Below are 18854 nucleotides of genomic sequence, written 5' to 3' on the forward strand. Positions count from 1 at the left end.
TGGCACTGCATACGCGATCCGTCAGCCGCGTCCGGATCGTACGGTGGACACATGACCACGGCCACCGGGACGAGTACCTACGATGTCGTCGTGATCGGCGGTGGGCCGGTCGGTGAGAACGTCGCCGACTACGCCATCGCCGGAAGCGATCGCACCGCGGCGATCATCGAGCACGAACTCGTCGGCGGTGAATGTTCGTACTGGGCGTGCATGCCGAGCAAGGCGCTGCTCGGTCCCGGTGCGGCACTCGCAGGAGCCGCCGGCCTGGGTGGTGCGCGCGAACGACTGACCGACGTCCGACCCGACCCGGCCGCCGTGCTGGCCTGGCGCGACGAGGTCACCCACGGACGAGACGACGCCTCGCAGATCGACTGGGCGCGCAACGCCGGTATCGACATCATCCGCGGACACGGGCGGATCGTCGGCGAGCGGGAGGTCGCGGTGGGCGATGCGCGGGTGCACGCGCGGCACGCGGTCGTCATCGCGACCGGCAGCGTCGCGTCCATCCCGCCGATCACAGGTCTGCGTGAAGCCCTGCCCTGGACCTCGCGCGATGCGACCAACGTCATCGACGTCCCGCGACGTCTGGTGATCCTCGGTGGCGGTGTGGTCGCCTGCGAGGCGGCCACCTGGCTGTCGGATCTGGGCGTCACCGACCTGACGATGGTGGTTCGCTCCGACCGGCTGTTGCCGAAGGCCGAACCGTTCGTCTCCGAACGCGTCGCCGCAGGCCTGACCGCCCGCGGCGTCGACATCCGCTTCCGGACACGGATCGATTCGGTCGATCGGCCCGGCGCCGACGACACGGGTCACGGCCGGATCCACGGCGGTCCGGCGCGGATCGTGTTGTCGGGGCCCGGCGGGGACGAGGAGTCGACCGTCGACGAAATTCTCGTCGCTGCCGGAAGGCATCCTGCGACAAGCGATCTGGGCCTCGACACGGTGGGCCTGTCGACGTCCGGGGCGATCGAGGTCGACGACCGGATGATGGTGCCCGGCCACGCGTGGCTCCACGCCGTCGGCGACGTCAACGGCCGGGTCGCCCTCACCCACATGGGCAAGTACCAGGCGCGGGTGGCCGGAGACGTGATCGCGGCCCGTGCCGCGGGCCGACCCGTCGAGGGGCTGCGCTTCACCGTCGCCGCCGATCGCGATGCGATCCCGCAGGTGATCTTCACCCGCCCCGAGGTCGCGTCGGTCGGACGTACCGAAGAGCAGGCACGGGCGGACGGAGTCGAGGTCGTCATCGCGGAGACCGACATCGCGGTGGCCGGGTCGTATCTGGTCTCCCCGGACTACGACGGGCACGCGAAACTGGTGATCGACAGTGCGGACGGGACGGTGGTCGGCGCGACGTTCGTGGGTGCGCAGACCGCGGAACTCGTCCATTCGGCCACCGTGGCCATCGTCGGGAAGGTGCCCGTCGACCTGCTGTGGCATGCCGTGCCTGCGTATCCGACGGTCAGCGAGGTGTGGCTCCGCCTGCTCGAACAGTTGCACTGAGTCAAGCGCGGTCCGGGGCAACGGCAGTCCGGGACATCGCCGATGCTGTGCTCGCGGAACCTGCGCGCAAGGCCGGGTGGAGCTTCGTCCGCGTGTGCCTGGCCGGCCCGCGTGAGCAGGTGCCCGACGTCACGACGTCCCTGTCGGCGAGTCGAGCGGGTCACGACATGAGATCGCGGAGGTCACGCGCCATGGACCACACCAACACCTCCGCGACGACCTCGTCGGCGCCGTCGGTGGCGGCCGGTGCGACACCGGTCACCGTGACGCCGCCGATATCGGTTCCGCGGGCGGCGTCTCCTTCGCCCAGTGTGGCATCGCCGATCTGCACCACGCCGTGGGTCACGAAGATATGTGTGTAGCGCGTGTCGGGCAGCTCGACCGACGACCCACGGTCGAGTCGGGCAGCGTAGAGGGTGGCCGAACGGTTCGCGACGCGAATGGCCGAATCGACTGTGGGGTCGCCGGATGCGACCGGGACCACGCGGTCGGGGAGCAGGTCGTCGGCGATGTCGGACTGTTCATAGGACGGCGGCAGCTCGAGCTCGTCGGGCATGATCCACATCTGCACGAATCGGACGGGGCGGCCACCGGCCTCCGGGCGGGCAGGCCAGGTGTCGTTGCGCTCCGAGTGCAGCACGCCCGTCCCGGCGCTCATCCGTTGTGCCAGTCCGGGATAGACGATTCCCGAGTGGCCTTCCGAATCCTGGTGGACGAGCGAGCCCGACGTGACCCACGTGACGATTTCTGACTCGCGGTGCGGATGAGGGTCAAAGCCTTGTAACGGTGCGACCACATCATCGTTATTCACCAACAGAACGCCGTGATGGGTGTTGGATGGATCGTAGTGATCGCCAAAGGAGAAGGTATGGCGGGACGTGAGCCACTCAGTTGTCGTAACGGCGCGGTCGGCGGCCGGGATCACGAGAATGCCCATGCCCCATTATGGATCGAACGCGGAGGTGACCACCCTGCTATGACGGCCGTCACAGAGTCCGAACCCCGAGACCCTATCGTGACCGCTCGGATCCCCGAATGGAAGCTGTCGCCGTCGAAATCGCGTGTTACAAGAGTGAAAATTGAGATCATGAAGATCTGGGTGAAGCGCGCGCCGAAAGTGGCGTGCGTCGCGGCAGCCTGCAGTGTCGTGGTTGCTCTCGGTGCCTGTGGCATCGGCTCGTCGGACGACAGTGCGGCCGGTGCGGTCCGCGAGTTCGCCGACGCCATCGGTCGCCAAGATGCCGATGCGGCAGCCGAATTCACCACTGCACCCGGTCAAGCGGGTGCCGCCCTCGCCCAGACGCTCCAGGGGATGAACGCCGAACGAGTCGACATGTCCGTCGTCAAGCCCGTCGAGTACAGCGACGGCACGGCGTCGTTCTCACTCCACACCACCTGGCGATGGGCCAAGGATCGGACGTTCCAGGCCACGAGCAGCGGCTCGGCTCGCCATCTGTCCACCGGTTGGAAGATCACCTGGGACCCGGCCGTGATCTATCCGGGCCTGCCGGCCGGCGGGGCGCTGCGTGAGGTCCGCACCGACGCGACCCCCGCGCCGACCGTGCGCAGCAGGTCGGGCAAGACCTTCATGTACCTGCAGCCGGTCAACGAGATCATCCTGGACCCGACCCGCACGCAGGACGTCAATGCCTCGGCCCGCGCTCTGGCCCGGACGCTCGAACCGATCGCGCCGCTGGTCACCGACAAGGTGATCTCGCAGAAGCTCGCCGAGGCGCCGGGAAAGCCGGTCACCACGGTGACGCTGCGCGACCCGGACATGCAGGTGCTGCAATCGGACCCGAAGGCCGTACCGGGGGTCACCATCCGTAAGTCGGGTCGGTTGGTGATGGCGGACCGACGGTTGTCGTCGCCGCTCGAGAGCGGACTGACCAACTACTGGCAGGCGATCCGCGATGCCACCGCGGGGTGGCAGGTACAGATGGTCGGCCCGGGGCTCAAGCCGCTGAAGCTCGCAGGCGATCAGGGGCCGCCCGGACCGAGCGTGCAGACCACCGTCGACCAGAACCTCCAGCTCACCCTCGGTGACGCGGCGGTCGAGGTCGGGCAACCGGCGACCGTGCTGGCCCTCGACGCGATGAGTGGCGCGGTGCTCGGCATGGCCCAGAACAGCTACGCGATCGACCGCGGGATCACCGTGGACGCCGTCTATCCCGTCGGTCGCACCCTGGACCCGGTGCTCGCCGCCGTCGACCGCGGCGCGGCGGGCAAGCAGGACGGCGCCGACGGCGTCCTCGACCGACTGGGCCTGGGTGTCCAGTTCACCGTCGCCGGCGCCAGCGCCCCGAGCCTCGGACAACCGGGGGTGGCCACCGTCGACTTCCACTCGGGTGACTCGGGTACGTCGATGTCGATGATGAACATGGGTGCCCTCGGGGTGGCCATGGCGCGGGCGTCGGCGGGGCAGGCATCGTCGGTGCCGCCCTTCGTCATCCAGGGTGTGCCGACCACGGTCAGCGAGGGACGACTCGGTGAGATCGATCCGGCGGTCACCTCGCCCATCCTGCAGGCGATGTCACAGACCGCCGCGACCGGCGACGCCAGCGACCTCACCGGCGCGCCCGGGCTGAAGGCTCTCGTCGGGACCAACGGCCCGCAGGGGCCCGGCTGGTTCGTCGGTCTGCAGGGCGGGAAGGTGATCGTCATCTACTGCGAGGGCGAGAAGTCCGGTACCGCCGCACTGCAGGTCGCGCAGAAGTACTTCCGGATCAAGTAGGAGAGCCGGTCAGGCGAATCAGGCCGCGCGGAGCGCGGTGCGTCGGCGGGCGATGCCCGCGGCAACCGCGCGCCAGCCGATGAGGAAGGCGCCGAGGACGACGGTCGCGACGATGACGAAGCTGGTGGCGACACCCTGGTGCATCAGATAGCGAAGGATCATCGCGACCACGACCGTGCAGAACCAGATGATCACCCCGGCCGACGCGACCTGCTCGGGGCGGAACTCGCTCGCGAAGAAGTCGCTGGCGCGAACATGTGCGAACACGTAGGCGATGGACCAGCCGGCTGCGGCACCCACGACGAACGGCCACAGCGTTTGCAAGACGCCGATCAGGGCGAAACCCTCCTCGTGGCTGGATCGGCCGATCAGCACGAACACCGTGACCGCGACGAAGTCGATCAGCGCGGTCACGGCCACCGGGAGCGTGGCACGTGACGTCGGGACATCGACTGCGGTGGCAGTGCGGGACCTCGACATGGCCATCACGGTAGCGGGTCGTCCGGACGGCCGGTACCATCGCCACCCGTTTCCGGGGAATCGGGTGGTTGATCCTCCGAGGTCCCGGTTTCCGTCTCGGGCTCGCCTGGCTCGCCGGGCCGGCGATCGCGCGACATCTCCTCCTCGAGTGTGTCGCCCTTCTTGAAGCTGTTGCGGAACATCACCAGGACGACCACCCACCCGACCGCGGCGACCAGCACATAGCTGATCACCCGGTACACCAGGACTGCGGTGATCGCGTCGGCTGCCGGCATGCCGGCACTGGTGAGCGCCGGGACCAGGACCGCGTCGACCACGCCGATGCCACCCGGCAGCAGCGGGATCGCGGTACCGACGGCCTTGCCCGCGGCGTAGGCGACCATCAGGCCCGAGATGCTCGGGTGGGCGCCCACCGCCCAGCAGGCGAAGGCGAGACAGGCGACGTCGGCGACCCAGTTGAACAGGCTCCAGCCGAACGAGACCGCGAGGTCCCGCTGCGTCAACTGCACCGCGCGCAGCTGTTCGAGGGTGTCGAGGACCCGTGCGCGACCGAGGTGATCGGGCTTGCTGCGGATCTGGTTCCACCAGGAAAGCAGTCGCAACGCGGTCGACTGCAGCGATTCCGGATGGCTGGCCAGGTACTGGAACACGACCGCGACCGCGATGAAGCCGACGATCGAGAACACCACCGAGAAGGGGCTGGTCTTGGCGCCCGCGAGTAGCGCGCCGCCGAACCCCAGTACTGCCAGACCGACGCCGGCCAGCAGACCGGACATGACGACCTGCCATGACGCGACGACGGGCGTCGCACCCCATTTGCGCGTCTCGCGATAGACGAAGGCGGGGGACAGCACCGGACCGCCGGGCATGGTCTGGCTCACCGCGTTCGACGCCAGGATCACCGACATGGACTGCCACTGAGTGACCGGCACCGACGCCGAACGCAGCAGAGCTCGCTGTACTTGCGCATAGCTGTGCATCGAGAGCATCGCGGCCAGGATGCTCGCGACGATCCACACCCAGTCGAGGTCGCCGATCCGCTGCCACGCGTCCTCGAGGCTCGGAGCGATGAGCACCACCTCGACGGCGAGGATGGCCACCACGACCGCGAGGACGACCCATCGAAACCACCAGAACCGCGACCGCATGGTCGAGCCCGAGGTGTTCGACTCCGACGACATGGTCCACACCATATCCACAGCAGGGCTGTCAACAGACAATCGCGTCGCACAGCAGCCTCACAGGAACTCGCGCGTCGCCCGGCCAGGTCGCCGTCTGGCACTACCCTGACATCGTGAGCGATGCCGAGACCGCCGATCGGGTGGACCGCGACCGCGCCGGCGACCTGGCCATGCTCGACCGCGGCAAGGTGCATCCACTGGTCCGGGCGACGGCCGAATGGTGTTGGCGGCTGCTGATCATCGTGGCTGCGGTGTATGTGCTGCTGCGGCTGTTCAACGAGTTCGAGGAAGTTCTCGTACCGGTGGCACTGGCCATCCTGGGTGCGGCGATGCTGGTCCCGGTCGTCGACTGGCTGGACCGCAGGAGGATCCCGCGTGCGCTCGCGGTGGTGATCGTGCTCGTCGTGGCCCTCGGACTGCTGTCCGCGGTGATGACGTTCGTGGTCCAGGAGTTCATCCGCGGCTTCCCCGAGCTGACCAAACAGATCACCGTCACCGTCGACCGGTCACGGGACTGGCTCACCAACGGGCCGCTGGACATCGACGACGAACAGGTCGGCAACCTCGGCACCGACATCACCGACTTCCTCCAACACAATCAGGACAAACTGACCAGCGGCGCCCTGGCCACCGCGACCACCGCGACCGAGATCGTCACGGGTGCACTGCTGGCCGTGTTCGTGCTCATCTTCTTCCTCTACGGTGGCGGTCAGATCTGGACCTTCGTCACCAAGGTCGTTCCCCACGGGACCCGAGGCCGGGTGCGTGCGGCGGGCAACGCCGGCTTCGGCACCCTCGTCGGCTACGTCCGGGCAACCGTGGCCGTCGCGTTCGTGGACGCCCTCGGCATCGGTGTCGGACTGGCCATCCTCGGTGTGCCGCTGGCCCTTCCGCTCGCCTCGCTGGTCTTCTTGGGGGCGTTCATCCCCATCGTCGGGGCCCTGGTGACCGGCACGCTGGCGGTGCTCGTCGCACTGGTCACCCAGGGCTGGATCGCCGCGGTCATCGCACTCGCCATCGTCGTGGGCGTCATGCAGTTGGAAAGCCATGTGTTGCAGCCCTTCTTGTTGGGCCGGTCGGTTCGCCTGCATCCGGTGGCGGTGGTGTTGGGCATCGCGGCGGGCATCGTGGCCGCAGGCATCATCGGCGGTCTGCTCGCGGTGCCGATGATCGCGTTCGCCAACACCGCGGTGCGGCATCTGTCGGGAAGCGCCGACAGTGCACGACGACGGGCCTCGGCCCGCGAGGGCATGTACGTGGCCGAGCCGGATGCCCCGCGGTGGGACCGGTTCGAAGCGGTCGAGGACGCCACCGGCTCCCGCCGCGCCTCCGACGCCGGGGGGCCGAACCTGCCTGAAGCGGACGGGAACGATGCAGTCGGACGTGCAGCAGACGGGGCCGACGCAGACGGGGCGGACCGGGATGGTGGCGGCGAGAACGGTGCCGACCGAGGCGACGACGATCCGCCTCCCGCGGGTCCGACGGCGCCGCGATGAGTGATCGGGTCGCGTCGAGCGGTGTGGCCAGGCGGATCTGGCACGTGCCCGATGTGGCCGACTCCGATCCGGTCGGCCCGCTGTGGCGGGCGGCCCAGTTGTTCCGCCTGCTCTCCTATATCTATGCGCTCGGGTTCCGGTTGGGCACCAACGGCGACCTCCACCACGACGGTGTCGCGTGGGTGCTGTTCGGCGTTCTCACGGCCTGGACCCTGGCCTGTGGCATCGCCTACTACGTGGGGTTCGGCCGTAACCGCTACTGGGTGGCCGCCGAGGTCATCGTCGCGTGCGCGATGATGCTGTCCACCTCGTATGTGGCGACCACGTGGTGGGCGATGAACAACCAGACCTGGCCGACCACACTGTGGGCCACCAATGCGGTGATCTCCGTGGCGATCCTGGCCGGACCGGTCGGCGGCATCGTCGCGGGGGTGCTCGTCGGCGGCACGAGTGCATTCGTCAAGAGCACCTTCGATCTGAACTTCGGGCGTAACGCCACCATCATCGTCATCGTGGCCACCGGTATGGCGGTCGGACTCGCCGCCACGATCGCCCGTCGCGCGCACGCGGCCCTGACCGCCGCGGCCGCGATCGCGGCCGCGGCGCAAGAACGCGAACGGCTGTCCCGTGAGGTGCACGACGGTGTGCTGCAGGTACTCGCGTTGATCGCGCGGCGTGGTCGCGAGATCGGCGGTCGGACAGCGGAACTCGCCGAACTCGCCGGCGAGCAGGAGCGCGCGCTGCGTCGGCTCGTCTCCGACGCCGGGACCGGCGTCGGAGCAGACACGACGACCACCGATCTCGGCCCGATGCTGCATGCGTTCGCCGACGATCGGGTGTCGGTCAGTGCGCCGGCGACACCGGTCGTTGTCGACACAACGGTCGCCGACGAGATCCGCGCGGCGGTCCGCAACTGCCTCGACAACGTCGACCATCATGCGGGGACGACGGCGCGTGCCTTTGTCCTCCTCGAGGATCTCGACGATCGGGTGGTGGTCAGTGTCCGCGACGACGGAGTCGGGATCGCGGCCGGACGGTTGGCGCAGGCGCGGGAGGAGGGGCGGATGGGCGTCGCGAAGTCGATCGTCGGCCGAGTCGAATCGCTCGGTGGAACTGCCACAGTCGATTCCGAACCCGGCGTGGGCACAGAATGGGAACTGACGATTCCGGTGCGACGGGAGACATCATGACCGGACAGGGTGACGAGCGGGCCGGGCGATGGCGGGTGATGGTCGTCGACGATCATCCGATGTGGCGTGACGGGGTGGCGCGTGACCTCGACGAGGAGGGCTTCGATGTGGTCGCGACTGCCGACGGTGTGCGCAGCGCCCGAGATCGCGCCGCGGCGGTCACCCCCGACGTGGTGCTGATGGACATGCAACTGTCCGACGGCAGTGGCGCCGACGCGACCGCAGCCGTGTTGTCGGCGTCGCCTGCGACCCGCGTCCTGGTGTTGTCGGCGTCGGGGGAGCGCGACGACGTGCTGGAGGCCGTGAAGGCCGGGGCCAGTGGCTATCTGGTGAAGAGCGCGTCCAAGGGGGAGCTCGTCGCGGCGGTGCACGCGACCGCCGAGGGGCAGGCGGTGTTCACCCCGGGTCTCGCGGGCCTGGTACTCGGCGAGTTTCGTCGGATGTCGTCGGCCCCCGACGCCGCCGACCGCGGTCCCGAGCTGACGGCACGTGAGACCGAGGTGTTGCGCTTCGTGGCGAAAGGGTTGAGCGCCAAGCAGATCGCCAGTCGTCTCACGTTGAGCCACCGCACGGTGGAGAACCACGTGCAGTCGACGCTGCGCAAGCTGCAACTCGGCAACCGGGTGGAGCTGACCAGGTACGCAATCGAACACGGCCTCGACGAGTCCGCGCCGTGAGAAGCGAGGCGCAACCCCTCGGGTGCGCCTCGCTGCTCCTTCTACGGACACCCGTCAGCGGTCATCCGCTCCGGGTCACGTGTCTGCCGGTCACTCGGCCGTGGCGAGGCGGGCAGACGGCGCCGCGACGACCGGCGCGGGCGTGACCTGCGCGCTCTGCGGTACCAGCAGGGTGGCCGCCGCACCGGCGAGGGCGATACCGGCGAAGATGTAGAACGCGGTGTTCGAGGAGATCCCGGCACCGATCAACAGTCCGCCGATCATCGGACCGACGATGCCGCCGAGCCGTCCGAAACCTGCGCACCATGCGACACCCGCGCCTCGCGCAGAGGTCGGATAGTAGTTCGACACGTACCCGTAGATGAGGACCTGCGTGCCGATCGTGCCGACACCGGCGACGGCCACCGCGGCCAGCAGCACCGGGAGCCCGAACCCGAGGGTCAGACCGATCAGCGCAAATGTGGCCAGGCAGAACGAGGTTGCGACAATCCGTTGGGGTCCACGACGATCCGCGAGTCGCGCAGCTATCAGACCGCCGACGATGGCGCCGCCGTTGAGGACCAGCAGAAACGACAGCGATCCCTTGGCGTCGAATCCGGCGGACTTCATGATCTGCGGGAGCCAGGTGTTCAGGCCGTACGTCAGCAACAATCCGGCGAAGCTCATCAGGCCGAGCAGCAGGGTCGGCACCGCGAATCGGCGGGACGCGAGGGCGGCAAAACCCACCTTCTCGGGCTCGTCGGTCGCCAGCGTGGCGTCGGGCAGTGGTGCGATGTGGACGGGGATGCCGGTGCGGGCGCCGATCGCACGAGCCTGGTCGATGCGGCCGCGAGACACCAGCCACTGCGGCGACTCGGGCATCTTCACAAAGGCCAGTGGCAGCAGCGTCACGAGCGGCAGTGCGCCGATCCAGAACAGCCCGCGCCAGCCGACGTGGTCGGAGATCACCAGGGCCAACACGGCGGCGACGACGCCACCTGCGGGGACACCGCTGTAGACGATCGCGTTGTAGACGTTGCGTTTCGACGACGGTGCGAACTCGGCGATCAGGGCACCGGCGGTGGCGACCAGACCGCCGATGCCGATCCCGGTCAGGAACCGCAAGATGCCGAACGTGAGCAGGTTGTGCGCCAACGCCGTGGCGCCCATACCCACCGAGAACCAGACGATGTTCATCAGCATCATCCTGCGGCGACCGACGCGATCCCCGAACGTCCCGGCGATGAAGGCGCCGATCATCACGCCGACCAGTGCGTAGGAGCCGAGCGCACCCGCCGTGCCCGCGGAGAGGTGGCCGAGCTGGGTGGGATCGTCGAGGAGCGTCGGGAGGACGGTCCCGTAGACGACGAGGTCGTACCCGTCGAAGACGATGGCGATGGCTGCCAGGGCGACGACCCAGAGCACGCTGCGGCGATGCTCGGGTCCCGACCAGGTCGATGGTGCACTCATACGGGACTGCCTTCCGGATGTCGGATGTGGTGGAAGACAATCCTGCGTGGTTGTGTGATCGGTCACATCCGCGGTTTGCCCAGTCCTGACCCAGGGCGTGTTTGATCGCGGACGACGCGTGATTGATAAGGGCCGGGGTTCAGGCCCTCATCGACTCACTTCTCGGAGCGGCTGCGGCGCAACAGTTCCTGCACGCTGATCTGCGAACCGTCGGAGTCCGACTCCGAGCGTGCGTGGCGGTCGGAACGACTCCGCTGCTCGGCCTGATCGCTCTGGTCCGCCTGCGGATGGGTCCCGCTGAGCCCACGATCCATCGGAGAGCCTCCGGGTCGGGGGCCTGCCTGGGGCGTCGTCGGGCGCTGGCCCTCCGGTGTCAGCGAGGCGGCCAGGGGACGCTTGCCGGTCGAATCGAGCGACGGACGACGCCCCAGTGGGGAGCGTTGACCTTGTTCGGGACCGGGTCGTTCCGGGGCCGGACGCTGTTGCGGCGGGACACCTCGACGGTCGGGCGTCGGGCCGGCGGGCGCCGGGCCCTGGGGTGGCCGCTGCTGCGGGCCCATCGACGGGTCGGCAGGCCGGGGCTGCTGCGGGGTCGGTCGTGACGGCGGCATCGTCGGCGGTGGTCCACCGACCGCACCCGACGACGGTTGGGGTGCGTCGCCGCCGAGACGGATACCGCCTGCACCGAGCTTCCACTCGCCGGTGTCCGGGCCCGAGGACCGGTCACGCGACAGACGCCCCCGACGACCCGCTCCCGCGGTGGCCGGCTGCTGCTGTGCGTCCGACGGCATCGACGACGGGCCGACCCGGGCGCCTGCGGGCGCCGGCTGCGGCTGCTGTCGAGCCGGTGCCGGCTCGGACTGCGGACGGGGTCGCCGACCCTGCGGTGGACGAGATTGCGCGTCCTGCGGGCCCGCGGATTGCGGAGGTGCGAAGGAGACGTCTTTGCTGACCGCGTTGGCCGCCGCCGTCGCCGGGCGACGTTGCGGAGCGGGTCGCACCGGGACACGACCGGGCCGCTCTGCGGCACCTGCGGCGGTGCGGTCGGCGTCCGCGCGGACCCCGGGACGTGCCGTCGCCGCGGCGGCGGAGACGGTGGTCCGAGGCGCCGCCGACATCTTGGAGGTCGGTGCCTCGGCGACCATGGTCCCGGCCGACCGCGCGCGGTTCGCACCGTCGCGCATCTCGTCGGGCTCGTCGTCGAGGACGGTCTCACCGAGACCGATCTTCTGCTGCATGACACGCATCCACCGCGGTGCCCACCAGCAGTCGTCGCCGAGCAGTTTCATCACCGACGGCACCAGGAGCATACGAATGATGGTGGCGTCCAAGATGAGTGCCGCGATCATGCCGTACGCGATGTACTTCATCATCACGATCTCGGACAGGCCGAACGCACCGGTCACCACCACCAGGATCGCCGCGGCCGCGGTGATGATCCGGCCGGTGTGCGCGGTGCCCACCCGCACCGCCTCGGTGGTGCTCGCGCCCTTCTGTCTGGCCTCGACCATGCGTGACAACAGGAATATCTCGTAGTCGGTGGACAGACCGAAGATGATCGCGATGATCAGCACCAGCACCGCGGCGAACAGCGGTCCCGGGGTGAAGTTGGCCAGCCCGGCGCCGTGACCGTCGACGAAGATCCACGTCAGGATGCCCAGCGTGGCACCGAGACCCAGCGCCGACATCAACACGGCCTTGATCGGGAGCACCACGGAGCCGAACGCCAGGAACATCAGGAGTCCGGTGATGAGGACCAGCATCACGACCATCAGCGGTAGCCGCGACATCAGACCGTCGATCGAGTCCTGGGTGAGCGCGGGTGTTCCGGCCACCCACATCGACAGTCCCTGGGTGTCTATCGCGCGGAGATCCTTGATCGCCTCACCCGCGGTGTCGCGATCGACCAGGCCGGCCGACATCTGCAGGACCTGCGGCCCGTTGTCGCCGTACTGGCCGGTCAGTGCGCCGCCGTCGGACGACGGGCTGAACTGTTTGGTGAAGCCGGGGATCTGGTTGGCCTGATCGGCGATCGAGGTGATCTTGTCGCCGCTCGCGCTGTCATTCGGGTCATACGCGATGACCAGCTTGATCTCTTCGGTGCGCTCCGTCGGGAATTGCTGGTCGAAGTGCTCCTGCGCCACACGGTTCGGGTTGTCCGGCGGCAGGTAGGCCTCGCTGATGCCACCGAACTTGATGCCACCGAACGGGATGGTGAGCAGCAGGAGCAGTGCGACGGTGGGCACCGCGGTGGCCACCGGATGCTCCATCACCCAACCCGACAGCCGGCCCCAGAATCCGTTCTCGATCTCTTCCTTGGTCTTGGTGCGGTTCAGGAAGGGCAGGCCGAGTGCGTCGATGCGTGGGCCGAGGATGGCGAGAATGGCAGGCAAGACCGTGATCGACAGGATCGCCGCCAGCGAGACCGAGGCGATGGCGCCGTAGGCGACCGACTTGAGGAAGCCCTGCGGCATGATCAGCAGACAGGCAAGCGCGGCCACGATGATGGTCGCCGAGAAGACCACCGTCTGACCGGAGGTCATCACGGTTCTTCGGACCGCGGCCTTCGTCGAATATCCTTCGGCGAGTTCCTCGCGGAAGCGACTCACGATGAACAGGCCGTAGTCGATGGCGATGCCCAGGCCGATCAGCGTGACCACCGACTGGGCGAAGATGTTGAGCTCGGTGACCTGGGCCAGGATCTTCATGATGCCCAGCGAGCCCGCGATGGTGAGGCCACCGATCAGGACCGGCAGACACGCGGCGACCACGCCGCCGAAGATGAAGAACAGCATCAACGCCACAAGCGGGAGGGCGATGACCTCGGCGCGGCGGATGTCCTTGTCCATGCCGTCGGCCATACTGCCGGCCACCGGTTGTAGCCCCGCCAGCTCGAAGGTGGTGCCCTGCAGGTTGAATCTGTCGGCGATGTCGTCGAAGAACGGTTCGATCGTCTTGTAATTGGCCAGGACCGTCGTGTCGTCGTCGCCCTTGACGCCGATACTGATGAACGCGTGCGCCCGATCCTGGGTGAAGGTCCGGGCCCGGATCGTCTCCTGCGCGGCCTTCGACGTGGCCGACTGATCGCGGAGATAGAACGGGTCGATGACGCCGGGATCCTCGCGGTTGACGATGTCGCCGTGCTGGTTGATGAGGTCGTCGACGAAGTTCTCCACCTTCGCGCCGAACTCCGGGTCGTCGACCTTGGTGCCGTCGGGAGGTGTGATCAGCAGGATCACGTCGGAGCGGTGATCGCGGCCGAGCGCGGTGTCGGCGACGACCGAGCCCTTCACCGACTGCGAGGTCGGGTCGAACCAGCCGCTCTGGCTCAGATGCTTCCCCAGATCCAGTCCGTAGAGCCCGAATCCGGCCATCAACGCGATGAGTACCCCGATGACGGCGAAGCGCATCCGATATACGAAGGTGCCGATGGCTCCGAACACGCCTGTTTCCTTCCTGGGGGTCGACGGTGAGATGACGGTGATTCTCTCAGCCGGTCCTGAGTTGCCGCTGAGTCGGCTCGGTCGGGTGTGACCTGTTGGTGGGCGTGCCCGCCAGGTGGTGCCAGGTCACCCGTGGCCGCCGGCTCGCGTCAGGGCAGCAGTGCCTGCAGCGGGCGGAACGGCGTGAGCCATGCACCATCGTCGGGCAGCGAGTCGAGGCCGATGCGTGGCAGCGGCTCCCGGAACACGCCCGGAATGTCCTCTAGGTCGACGAACTCCAACTCCTCGGTGGTCAGGGCCCAGCTGGCATGCTCGCGAAACCCGATCACCGTGACCGGCGTTCCGTCGGAGGCCACCTCGAGCAAGGGCTCCCGGAACGCCTGTCCGTCGGCCGAGGCGACGATGAGGCCAGCTAGTCCCACAGTGTGCCTGCGAAGTTCGATGTGGTCGAGCATGTCGGCGTCGACGTCGCTGTCGTCGGCCAGTTTCGGCTTGGCGAACACGGCATAACCGACATTGCGCAATGCGTCCACCCACGGCCGCACCACATCGGCGCTGCCGGGCACGATGTTGGTGAACACGGTGGCCTCCGGTTCCACACCGGGTGGCGCCGTGCCGTCCGAGGAGTTCTCGGCACGCGAGAGGTCCGCCGTGCGGCCGAGAAGCCAGCGGCCGAGGGCGTCGAAACGCGGACGGTAGGCAGCGGTCGGCCGACCGCCGAGGATCGAGCCGAGGCCCATGTCCATGTTCGGGGCGTCCCAGACCAACAGGACACGACGAGACGGGCTCTGGCCGGAGATGCTCTCCGAGAATGAGGGGGACTCGCTCATGATCCGCCGCCTTCGGTCGGTCGAGGTCGGGTGGGTTCGGGCCGCATGTAGACGAACTCGTTGACGCCGCGTCCCTCCTTTTCGGCACGACCCTCGAACTTGGTGGTCGGTCGTTCCAACAGGATGGGCGCGTCGCGGGTCGACTGCACGACGTGCGGGTGGTCCGCGCGCTGGGTGGCGAGTCGCTCGGCGATCCACTCCGCGTACTCGGCGTGATCGGTGGCGATGTGCAGGACACCGCCGGGCTTCAATCGGTCGGCCATCATCTCGATGGTGCCGCTCTGCAGCAGTCTGCGCTTGTGATGACGCGATTTCGGCCATGGATCCGGGAAGAAGACGCGAATCCCGGTCAGGCTCTCCGGGGCCAACAGTTCGGTGAGCACCACCACGGCGTCACCGCGCACCATCCGGACATTCGTGAGTCCGTTGCGGTCGACGAGTCCGAGTAACTGCGCCAGGCCGGGCTTGTAGACCTCGACCGCGATGACGTCCACATCGGGCTCGGCCTGCGCCATCGCCGCCGTCGACACACCCGTACCGCTGCCGATCTCCAACACGACCGGTGCATCCCGTCCGAACAGCGCGGAAAGGTCGAGCGGCGGCTCCGGCAGGTGCTCGCGGGTGGTCTGCAGGTCTCGGCCCAGTTGCGGCCACAGGGTGTCCCAGTTGCGCTGCTGCCCCGGGGTCAGGGTGCCTCGACGGAACCGGAAACTCGTCACCCGCGGATACAGGCGTGACTGATCGGGACTCTCGCTCACCCGACCATCGTTCCTCATAACTGCGCGTCTCCCAATTCCCGACGCCGATCTCGGCGCGGCAGGCGACGCGAATCCGCTCCTTCAACCAGACGACAGCCGACACGGCTGGGCACCGCGCAGAGGGGCGATCGCGCTAGATTCCAGTCATGCCGCACGCCGCGACGATCGCTTCGACGAGCCCGCTGGCCCGGATGGCGGAGTCGGGCCGGCTGGGTGAGTTGGTCGCGCCGTCGTCGCCCGCACGCCCGCACCTCGACGACGCAGCGCGTCGGTACGCGCGGCCACTGCAGGTGCAGATCTGCGGACGGCCCGGCACCGGACGTGACACCCTGGCCCGCGCGCTGCACGAACGATTGTCGGTGACCGCGATCGGACCGGGCGAGACCAGTGCCGTCGAGGTGGCCGACGCGGACCTGTGGATCGAGGTCCTCACCGGCCCGCCACGCCGGGCCGATCACGAGCACTTGTCGGGACTGCCGCCGGACCGCACGATCGTGGTGCTCGGCAAATCGGATACGCACGCCGATCCCGAAGCCGTGGCGCAGGTGTGCGCAGCGCAGACCGGGGTGTCGGTGTATCCGGTGTCGGGGCTGTTGGCCTGCGCCGATCTGGGCGCCGACGAGTTCGACTACCTGCGGCGACTGGCCGCCGCGGGCGAGACGATGCCGCCGATGGCCGGACAGTTCCTGGTCGGGACCGTCCTCGGATGCCCGGAACCGCCGGGGGTCGGCCCCTTTCTCGGAGACGAGCGCAGCCTGCGCGCCGACCTGTTGCGTCGCGTGGACCGCTACGGGATCGAGACGGCGCTGGCCCTGATCATCTCCGAGAGCCGCGGCGCCGTCGACGTCCGGTCGTTGAACGTCGAATTGCGCCGTCACAGCGGTATCGGCAGGCTCTTCGCACCGATCTCCGAGCGTGTGGAGACCGTCCGATTCTGGCGACTCGTGGAACTCCGTGCCCGCCTGGAGATCATCGCCGCGGCCGGGGTCGATCGCGACGCCGTCGAACACCTGCTGCAAAACGAGGCGGACCGGTGACCGGTGCGTCGGGCATCGCCCTGGTACATCAGGTGCACGAACTGACCGGCTTCGACGCGGAGACGGTGGCCGGCACCGGTCTCGTCGTCGGCGTGCGCGGGATCGGGGGCACCGGCGTCAGCACACTCGTCGAGGCCTGTCGGGCGATCGACTCGTCGATCCCGTTGCGCGAGGGACATTGGGGGCCGCGCCCCGACGATGCGGGCGTCGGGATCGCCCTGATGGTCGTGGACCCGACGTCGTCGGTCGGGGACGAGGAGAAGCGGGCCGTCGACGAATTGCGCGGCCGATTCGGCATCGTCGCGCTGGTCTGCACCAAGATCGACGCGTTCTGGGAATGGCCGCGGCGCTTGCGCGAACACCGCGCGCTGCTCGACCCGCGCCAGGAGCTACCCGTCTTCGCGGTGTCGCCCCGGGTCGCACTGGCCGGTGCGGTCGAGGAGTCGGGCGTGCGGGCGGTGCTGGACTGGGTCCGCGAGCATCTCGCGGCCCCCGACGATCTGCGCTGCGCCCGGGCCCGCGTGGCGGCGGCCCTCGGCGCGGTCGAGTACGCCGAGGACGAATTGGTCCGGGCGACCGACCCCCGCGACGCGATGCAGGCCTCGGATGCGCTGACTCGTCGTCGGCGCGTGCTGATCGAATCACGCGACCGCGGTCGCGTCGATCGTCTGGCATCGGCTCGGGCCGGGTTGGCGCGTGCACGCGGCGAGTCGATGGCCGACGTCGCGACCCGCTCGCGGGCCCTGGCAGCAGCGGCGACCGACCGCAGCGACGCGATCACCCCGGGCGCGGTGGACGACTACGTCGGCTGGCTGACCGGGGAGTTGGCGACCTTGCGGGAACGGGTCGATCAGGCCGTGGACGACCGGATCGAGGAAGTGCGGGCGGCCGCGCTGGTCGGCGTCGACGACACCGCAGGCGGCCCCGACCTCGGCGACGCCGATGACCGTGACCCCGACCCGCCGGCGCTGCGTCCGGTACCGACGGGCCGCCGCGGCGGCGAGGACGCACTGCTCGTCCTGCTCGGCGCCTCGACCGGTGTCGGTGTGGGGCGCCTGATCGTGACGCCGATGGCGGCGGTGCACACGCTGCAGTGGATCAGCATGCCGCTCACCCTGCTGTTGGGCGTGGCGGTGGCCACCTGGGTCATCCGAGTGCGGCGGACCACCGCACTGCGTGGCGAGATGCGGTCCTGGAGTTCGGACGCGATCGTCACCGCCCGTGGGCGCCTCGAACACCGCGTCGGCCTGCGGTTGTCGGCCGCCGAACCGCGACTGGTCAGTCAGATCACCCGCCACCACGACCGTCGGGCCCGAAGCGTCACCGCCGAGATCGCCGAGATCGACGAGAACCTGCGCGACCTGCGCTCGGGCGACGCGACGAAGGCGGAGCAGGATCGGTTGCGGCTGGTGCGCACCGCCCGCCGGGACCTGGCCGCGTTCGCCACCGCTCTCGTCATGTGAGGACGACGAACGCGACGGTGCCGACGACATCGATCGAACGAATTCCCGGCCAGCGGGAACCGGTTGACGTTGCCAAACGTCCTACATCATGGTGACGTGTGGACGTCACCATGATGTCGTGGTGACCGGGTCCGCTGTTTCTTGTCGAGGGGAGAACACGATGGACATGTCGTTCCTGGGTGGCTCGTTCCTGGGTGGAGAGGCGCTCGGGGCCGAGCGCTGCGCCGGTGATCCGTTCGACGCCGGAGCATTCGGTCACGATCACGTGTCCGCCGGAGACGGCCTGCACGGCGGTGTGCACGAAGCTGCCTACATCGTCCCCGGAGACGAGGTCGGCGACACCAGTTCACCGGACAGTCACCTCTGGATGCATCAGGACGGACGGGTGTGGGATCTCGGGCCCGCCGACGTCGACACCGACGACGACGGCATCCGTGATTCCCTGACGCGTAACGGGCCGACCGGCGTCACCGTGTACACCGACACCGACCACGACGGTCAGGTGGACCGGATCACCGAGGTCGATGCGCAGGGTATGTTCTCCTCGCGCAGCCTGGACCCGATGAGCGGCTCCTGGGTGCCGACCGACTCCGGTCGGGTGGGTTGACCCAGC

15 protein-coding genes are annotated in these 18854 nt (G+C 68.7%); 8 read left to right on the forward strand and 7 right to left on the reverse strand.

From position 1 onward, the window contains the following. Positions 1-51 precede the first annotated feature (51 nt). Positions 52-1503: a dihydrolipoyl dehydrogenase family protein gene (locus AAFP35_RS00985; protein ID WP_419219645.1), complete on the forward strand. Its 1452-nt coding sequence runs from the start codon at positions 52-54 to the stop codon at positions 1501-1503. A 160-nt stretch (positions 1504-1663) separates the two neighbouring features. On the opposite strand, the gene AAFP35_RS00990 is transcribed toward AAFP35_RS00985, so the two are convergent. Next, positions 1664-2440, reverse strand: coding sequence for a pirin family protein (locus tag AAFP35_RS00990; RefSeq protein WP_419219646.1), 777 nt, complete (start codon positions 2438-2440; stop codon positions 1664-1666). Positions 2441-2590: 150 nt separating this feature from the next. Here AAFP35_RS00990 and AAFP35_RS00995 point away from each other — a divergent pair, with 150 nt between their 5' ends. Further along, positions 2591-4237, forward strand: a complete 1647-nt coding sequence (locus AAFP35_RS00995; protein ID WP_419219647.1) for an NTF2-like N-terminal transpeptidase domain-containing protein — start codon at positions 2591-2593, stop codon at positions 4235-4237. An 18-nt stretch (positions 4238-4255) separates the two neighbouring features. On the opposite strand, the gene AAFP35_RS01000 is transcribed toward AAFP35_RS00995, so the two are convergent. After that, the gene (locus AAFP35_RS01000; RefSeq protein WP_419219648.1) at positions 4256-4717 is read right to left on the reverse strand and encodes a DUF3054 domain-containing protein; all 462 of its coding nucleotides are present in this window, start codon (positions 4715-4717) and stop codon (positions 4256-4258) included. 5 nt (positions 4718-4722) lie between these two features. Next, positions 4723-5898 (reverse strand): lysylphosphatidylglycerol synthase transmembrane domain-containing protein, encoded by a 1176-nt coding sequence (locus tag AAFP35_RS01005; RefSeq protein WP_419219649.1) that lies wholly within the window; start codon positions 5896-5898, stop codon positions 4723-4725. A gap of 113 nt (positions 5899-6011) precedes the next feature. Here AAFP35_RS01005 and AAFP35_RS01010 point away from each other — a divergent pair, with 113 nt between their 5' ends. Genes AAFP35_RS01010 through AAFP35_RS01020 form a run of 3 tightly spaced genes read left to right on the forward strand, consistent with a single transcriptional unit; the run spans position 6012 to position 9261 of the window. Further along, on the forward strand, positions 6012-7394 hold the full coding sequence (locus AAFP35_RS01010) for an AI-2E family transporter (RefSeq protein ID WP_419219650.1): 1383 nt from the start codon (positions 6012-6014) through the stop codon (positions 7392-7394). Next, positions 7391-8584 carry a MacS family sensor histidine kinase gene (gene macS, locus AAFP35_RS01015; protein ID WP_419219651.1) on the forward strand — a complete coding sequence of 398 codons (1194 nt, stop codon included), beginning with the start codon at positions 7391-7393 and terminating at the stop codon, positions 8582-8584. Before AAFP35_RS01010 ends, macS begins: the two co-directional genes overlap by 4 nt. Beyond that, the gene (locus AAFP35_RS01020) at positions 8581-9261 is read left to right on the forward strand and encodes a response regulator (RefSeq protein WP_419219652.1); all 681 of its coding nucleotides are present in this window, start codon (positions 8581-8583) and stop codon (positions 9259-9261) included. The genes macS and AAFP35_RS01020 overlap by 4 nt, the downstream gene beginning before the upstream one ends. Before the next feature lie 90 nt (positions 9262-9351). On the opposite strand, the gene AAFP35_RS01025 is transcribed toward AAFP35_RS01020, so the two are convergent. From AAFP35_RS01025 to trmB, 4 genes are all read right to left on the reverse strand, one after another. Beyond that, positions 9352-10710 (reverse strand): MFS transporter, encoded by a 1359-nt coding sequence (locus AAFP35_RS01025; protein ID WP_419219653.1) that lies wholly within the window; start codon positions 10708-10710, stop codon positions 9352-9354. A 155-nt stretch (positions 10711-10865) separates the two neighbouring features. Then, a complete protein-coding gene (locus AAFP35_RS01030) occupies positions 10866-14153 on the reverse strand; it encodes an MMPL family transporter (protein WP_419219654.1) in 3288 nt (1095 codons plus the stop codon). Between the two features lie 149 nt (positions 14154-14302). Then, positions 14303-14983 (reverse strand): NYN domain-containing protein, encoded by a 681-nt coding sequence (locus AAFP35_RS01035; protein ID WP_419219655.1) that lies wholly within the window; start codon positions 14981-14983, stop codon positions 14303-14305. Continuing rightward, positions 14980-15759, reverse strand: coding sequence for a tRNA (guanosine(46)-N7)-methyltransferase TrmB (gene trmB / locus AAFP35_RS01040; protein ID WP_419219656.1), 780 nt, complete (start codon positions 15757-15759; stop codon positions 14980-14982). The genes AAFP35_RS01035 and trmB overlap by 4 nt, the downstream gene beginning before the upstream one ends. A 128-nt stretch (positions 15760-15887) precedes the next feature. On the opposite strand from trmB, the gene AAFP35_RS01045 reads away from it, so the two are divergent. The 3 genes from AAFP35_RS01045 (at position 15888) to AAFP35_RS01055 (ending at position 18848) form a co-directional block, all read left to right on the forward strand. Beyond that, entirely contained in the window at positions 15888-16778 is an 891-nt protein-coding gene (locus AAFP35_RS01045) for a hypothetical protein (RefSeq protein WP_419219657.1), read from the forward strand. Next, on the forward strand, positions 16775-18241 hold the full coding sequence (locus AAFP35_RS01050; RefSeq protein WP_419219658.1) for a hypothetical protein: 1467 nt from the start codon (positions 16775-16777) through the stop codon (positions 18239-18241). Before AAFP35_RS01045 ends, AAFP35_RS01050 begins: the two co-directional genes overlap by 4 nt. A gap of 160 nt (positions 18242-18401) precedes the next feature. Beyond that, positions 18402-18848: a DUF6802 family protein gene (locus tag AAFP35_RS01055; RefSeq protein ID WP_419219659.1), complete on the forward strand. Its 447-nt coding sequence runs from the start codon at positions 18402-18404 to the stop codon at positions 18846-18848. The last annotated feature ends 6 nt before the right edge of the window (positions 18849-18854 follow it).

The organism is Gordonia sp. CPCC 206044 (genome assembly GCF_048537895.1).
In the GTDB taxonomy this organism is placed as follows: Bacteria; Actinomycetota; Actinomycetes; order Mycobacteriales; family Mycobacteriaceae; genus Gordonia.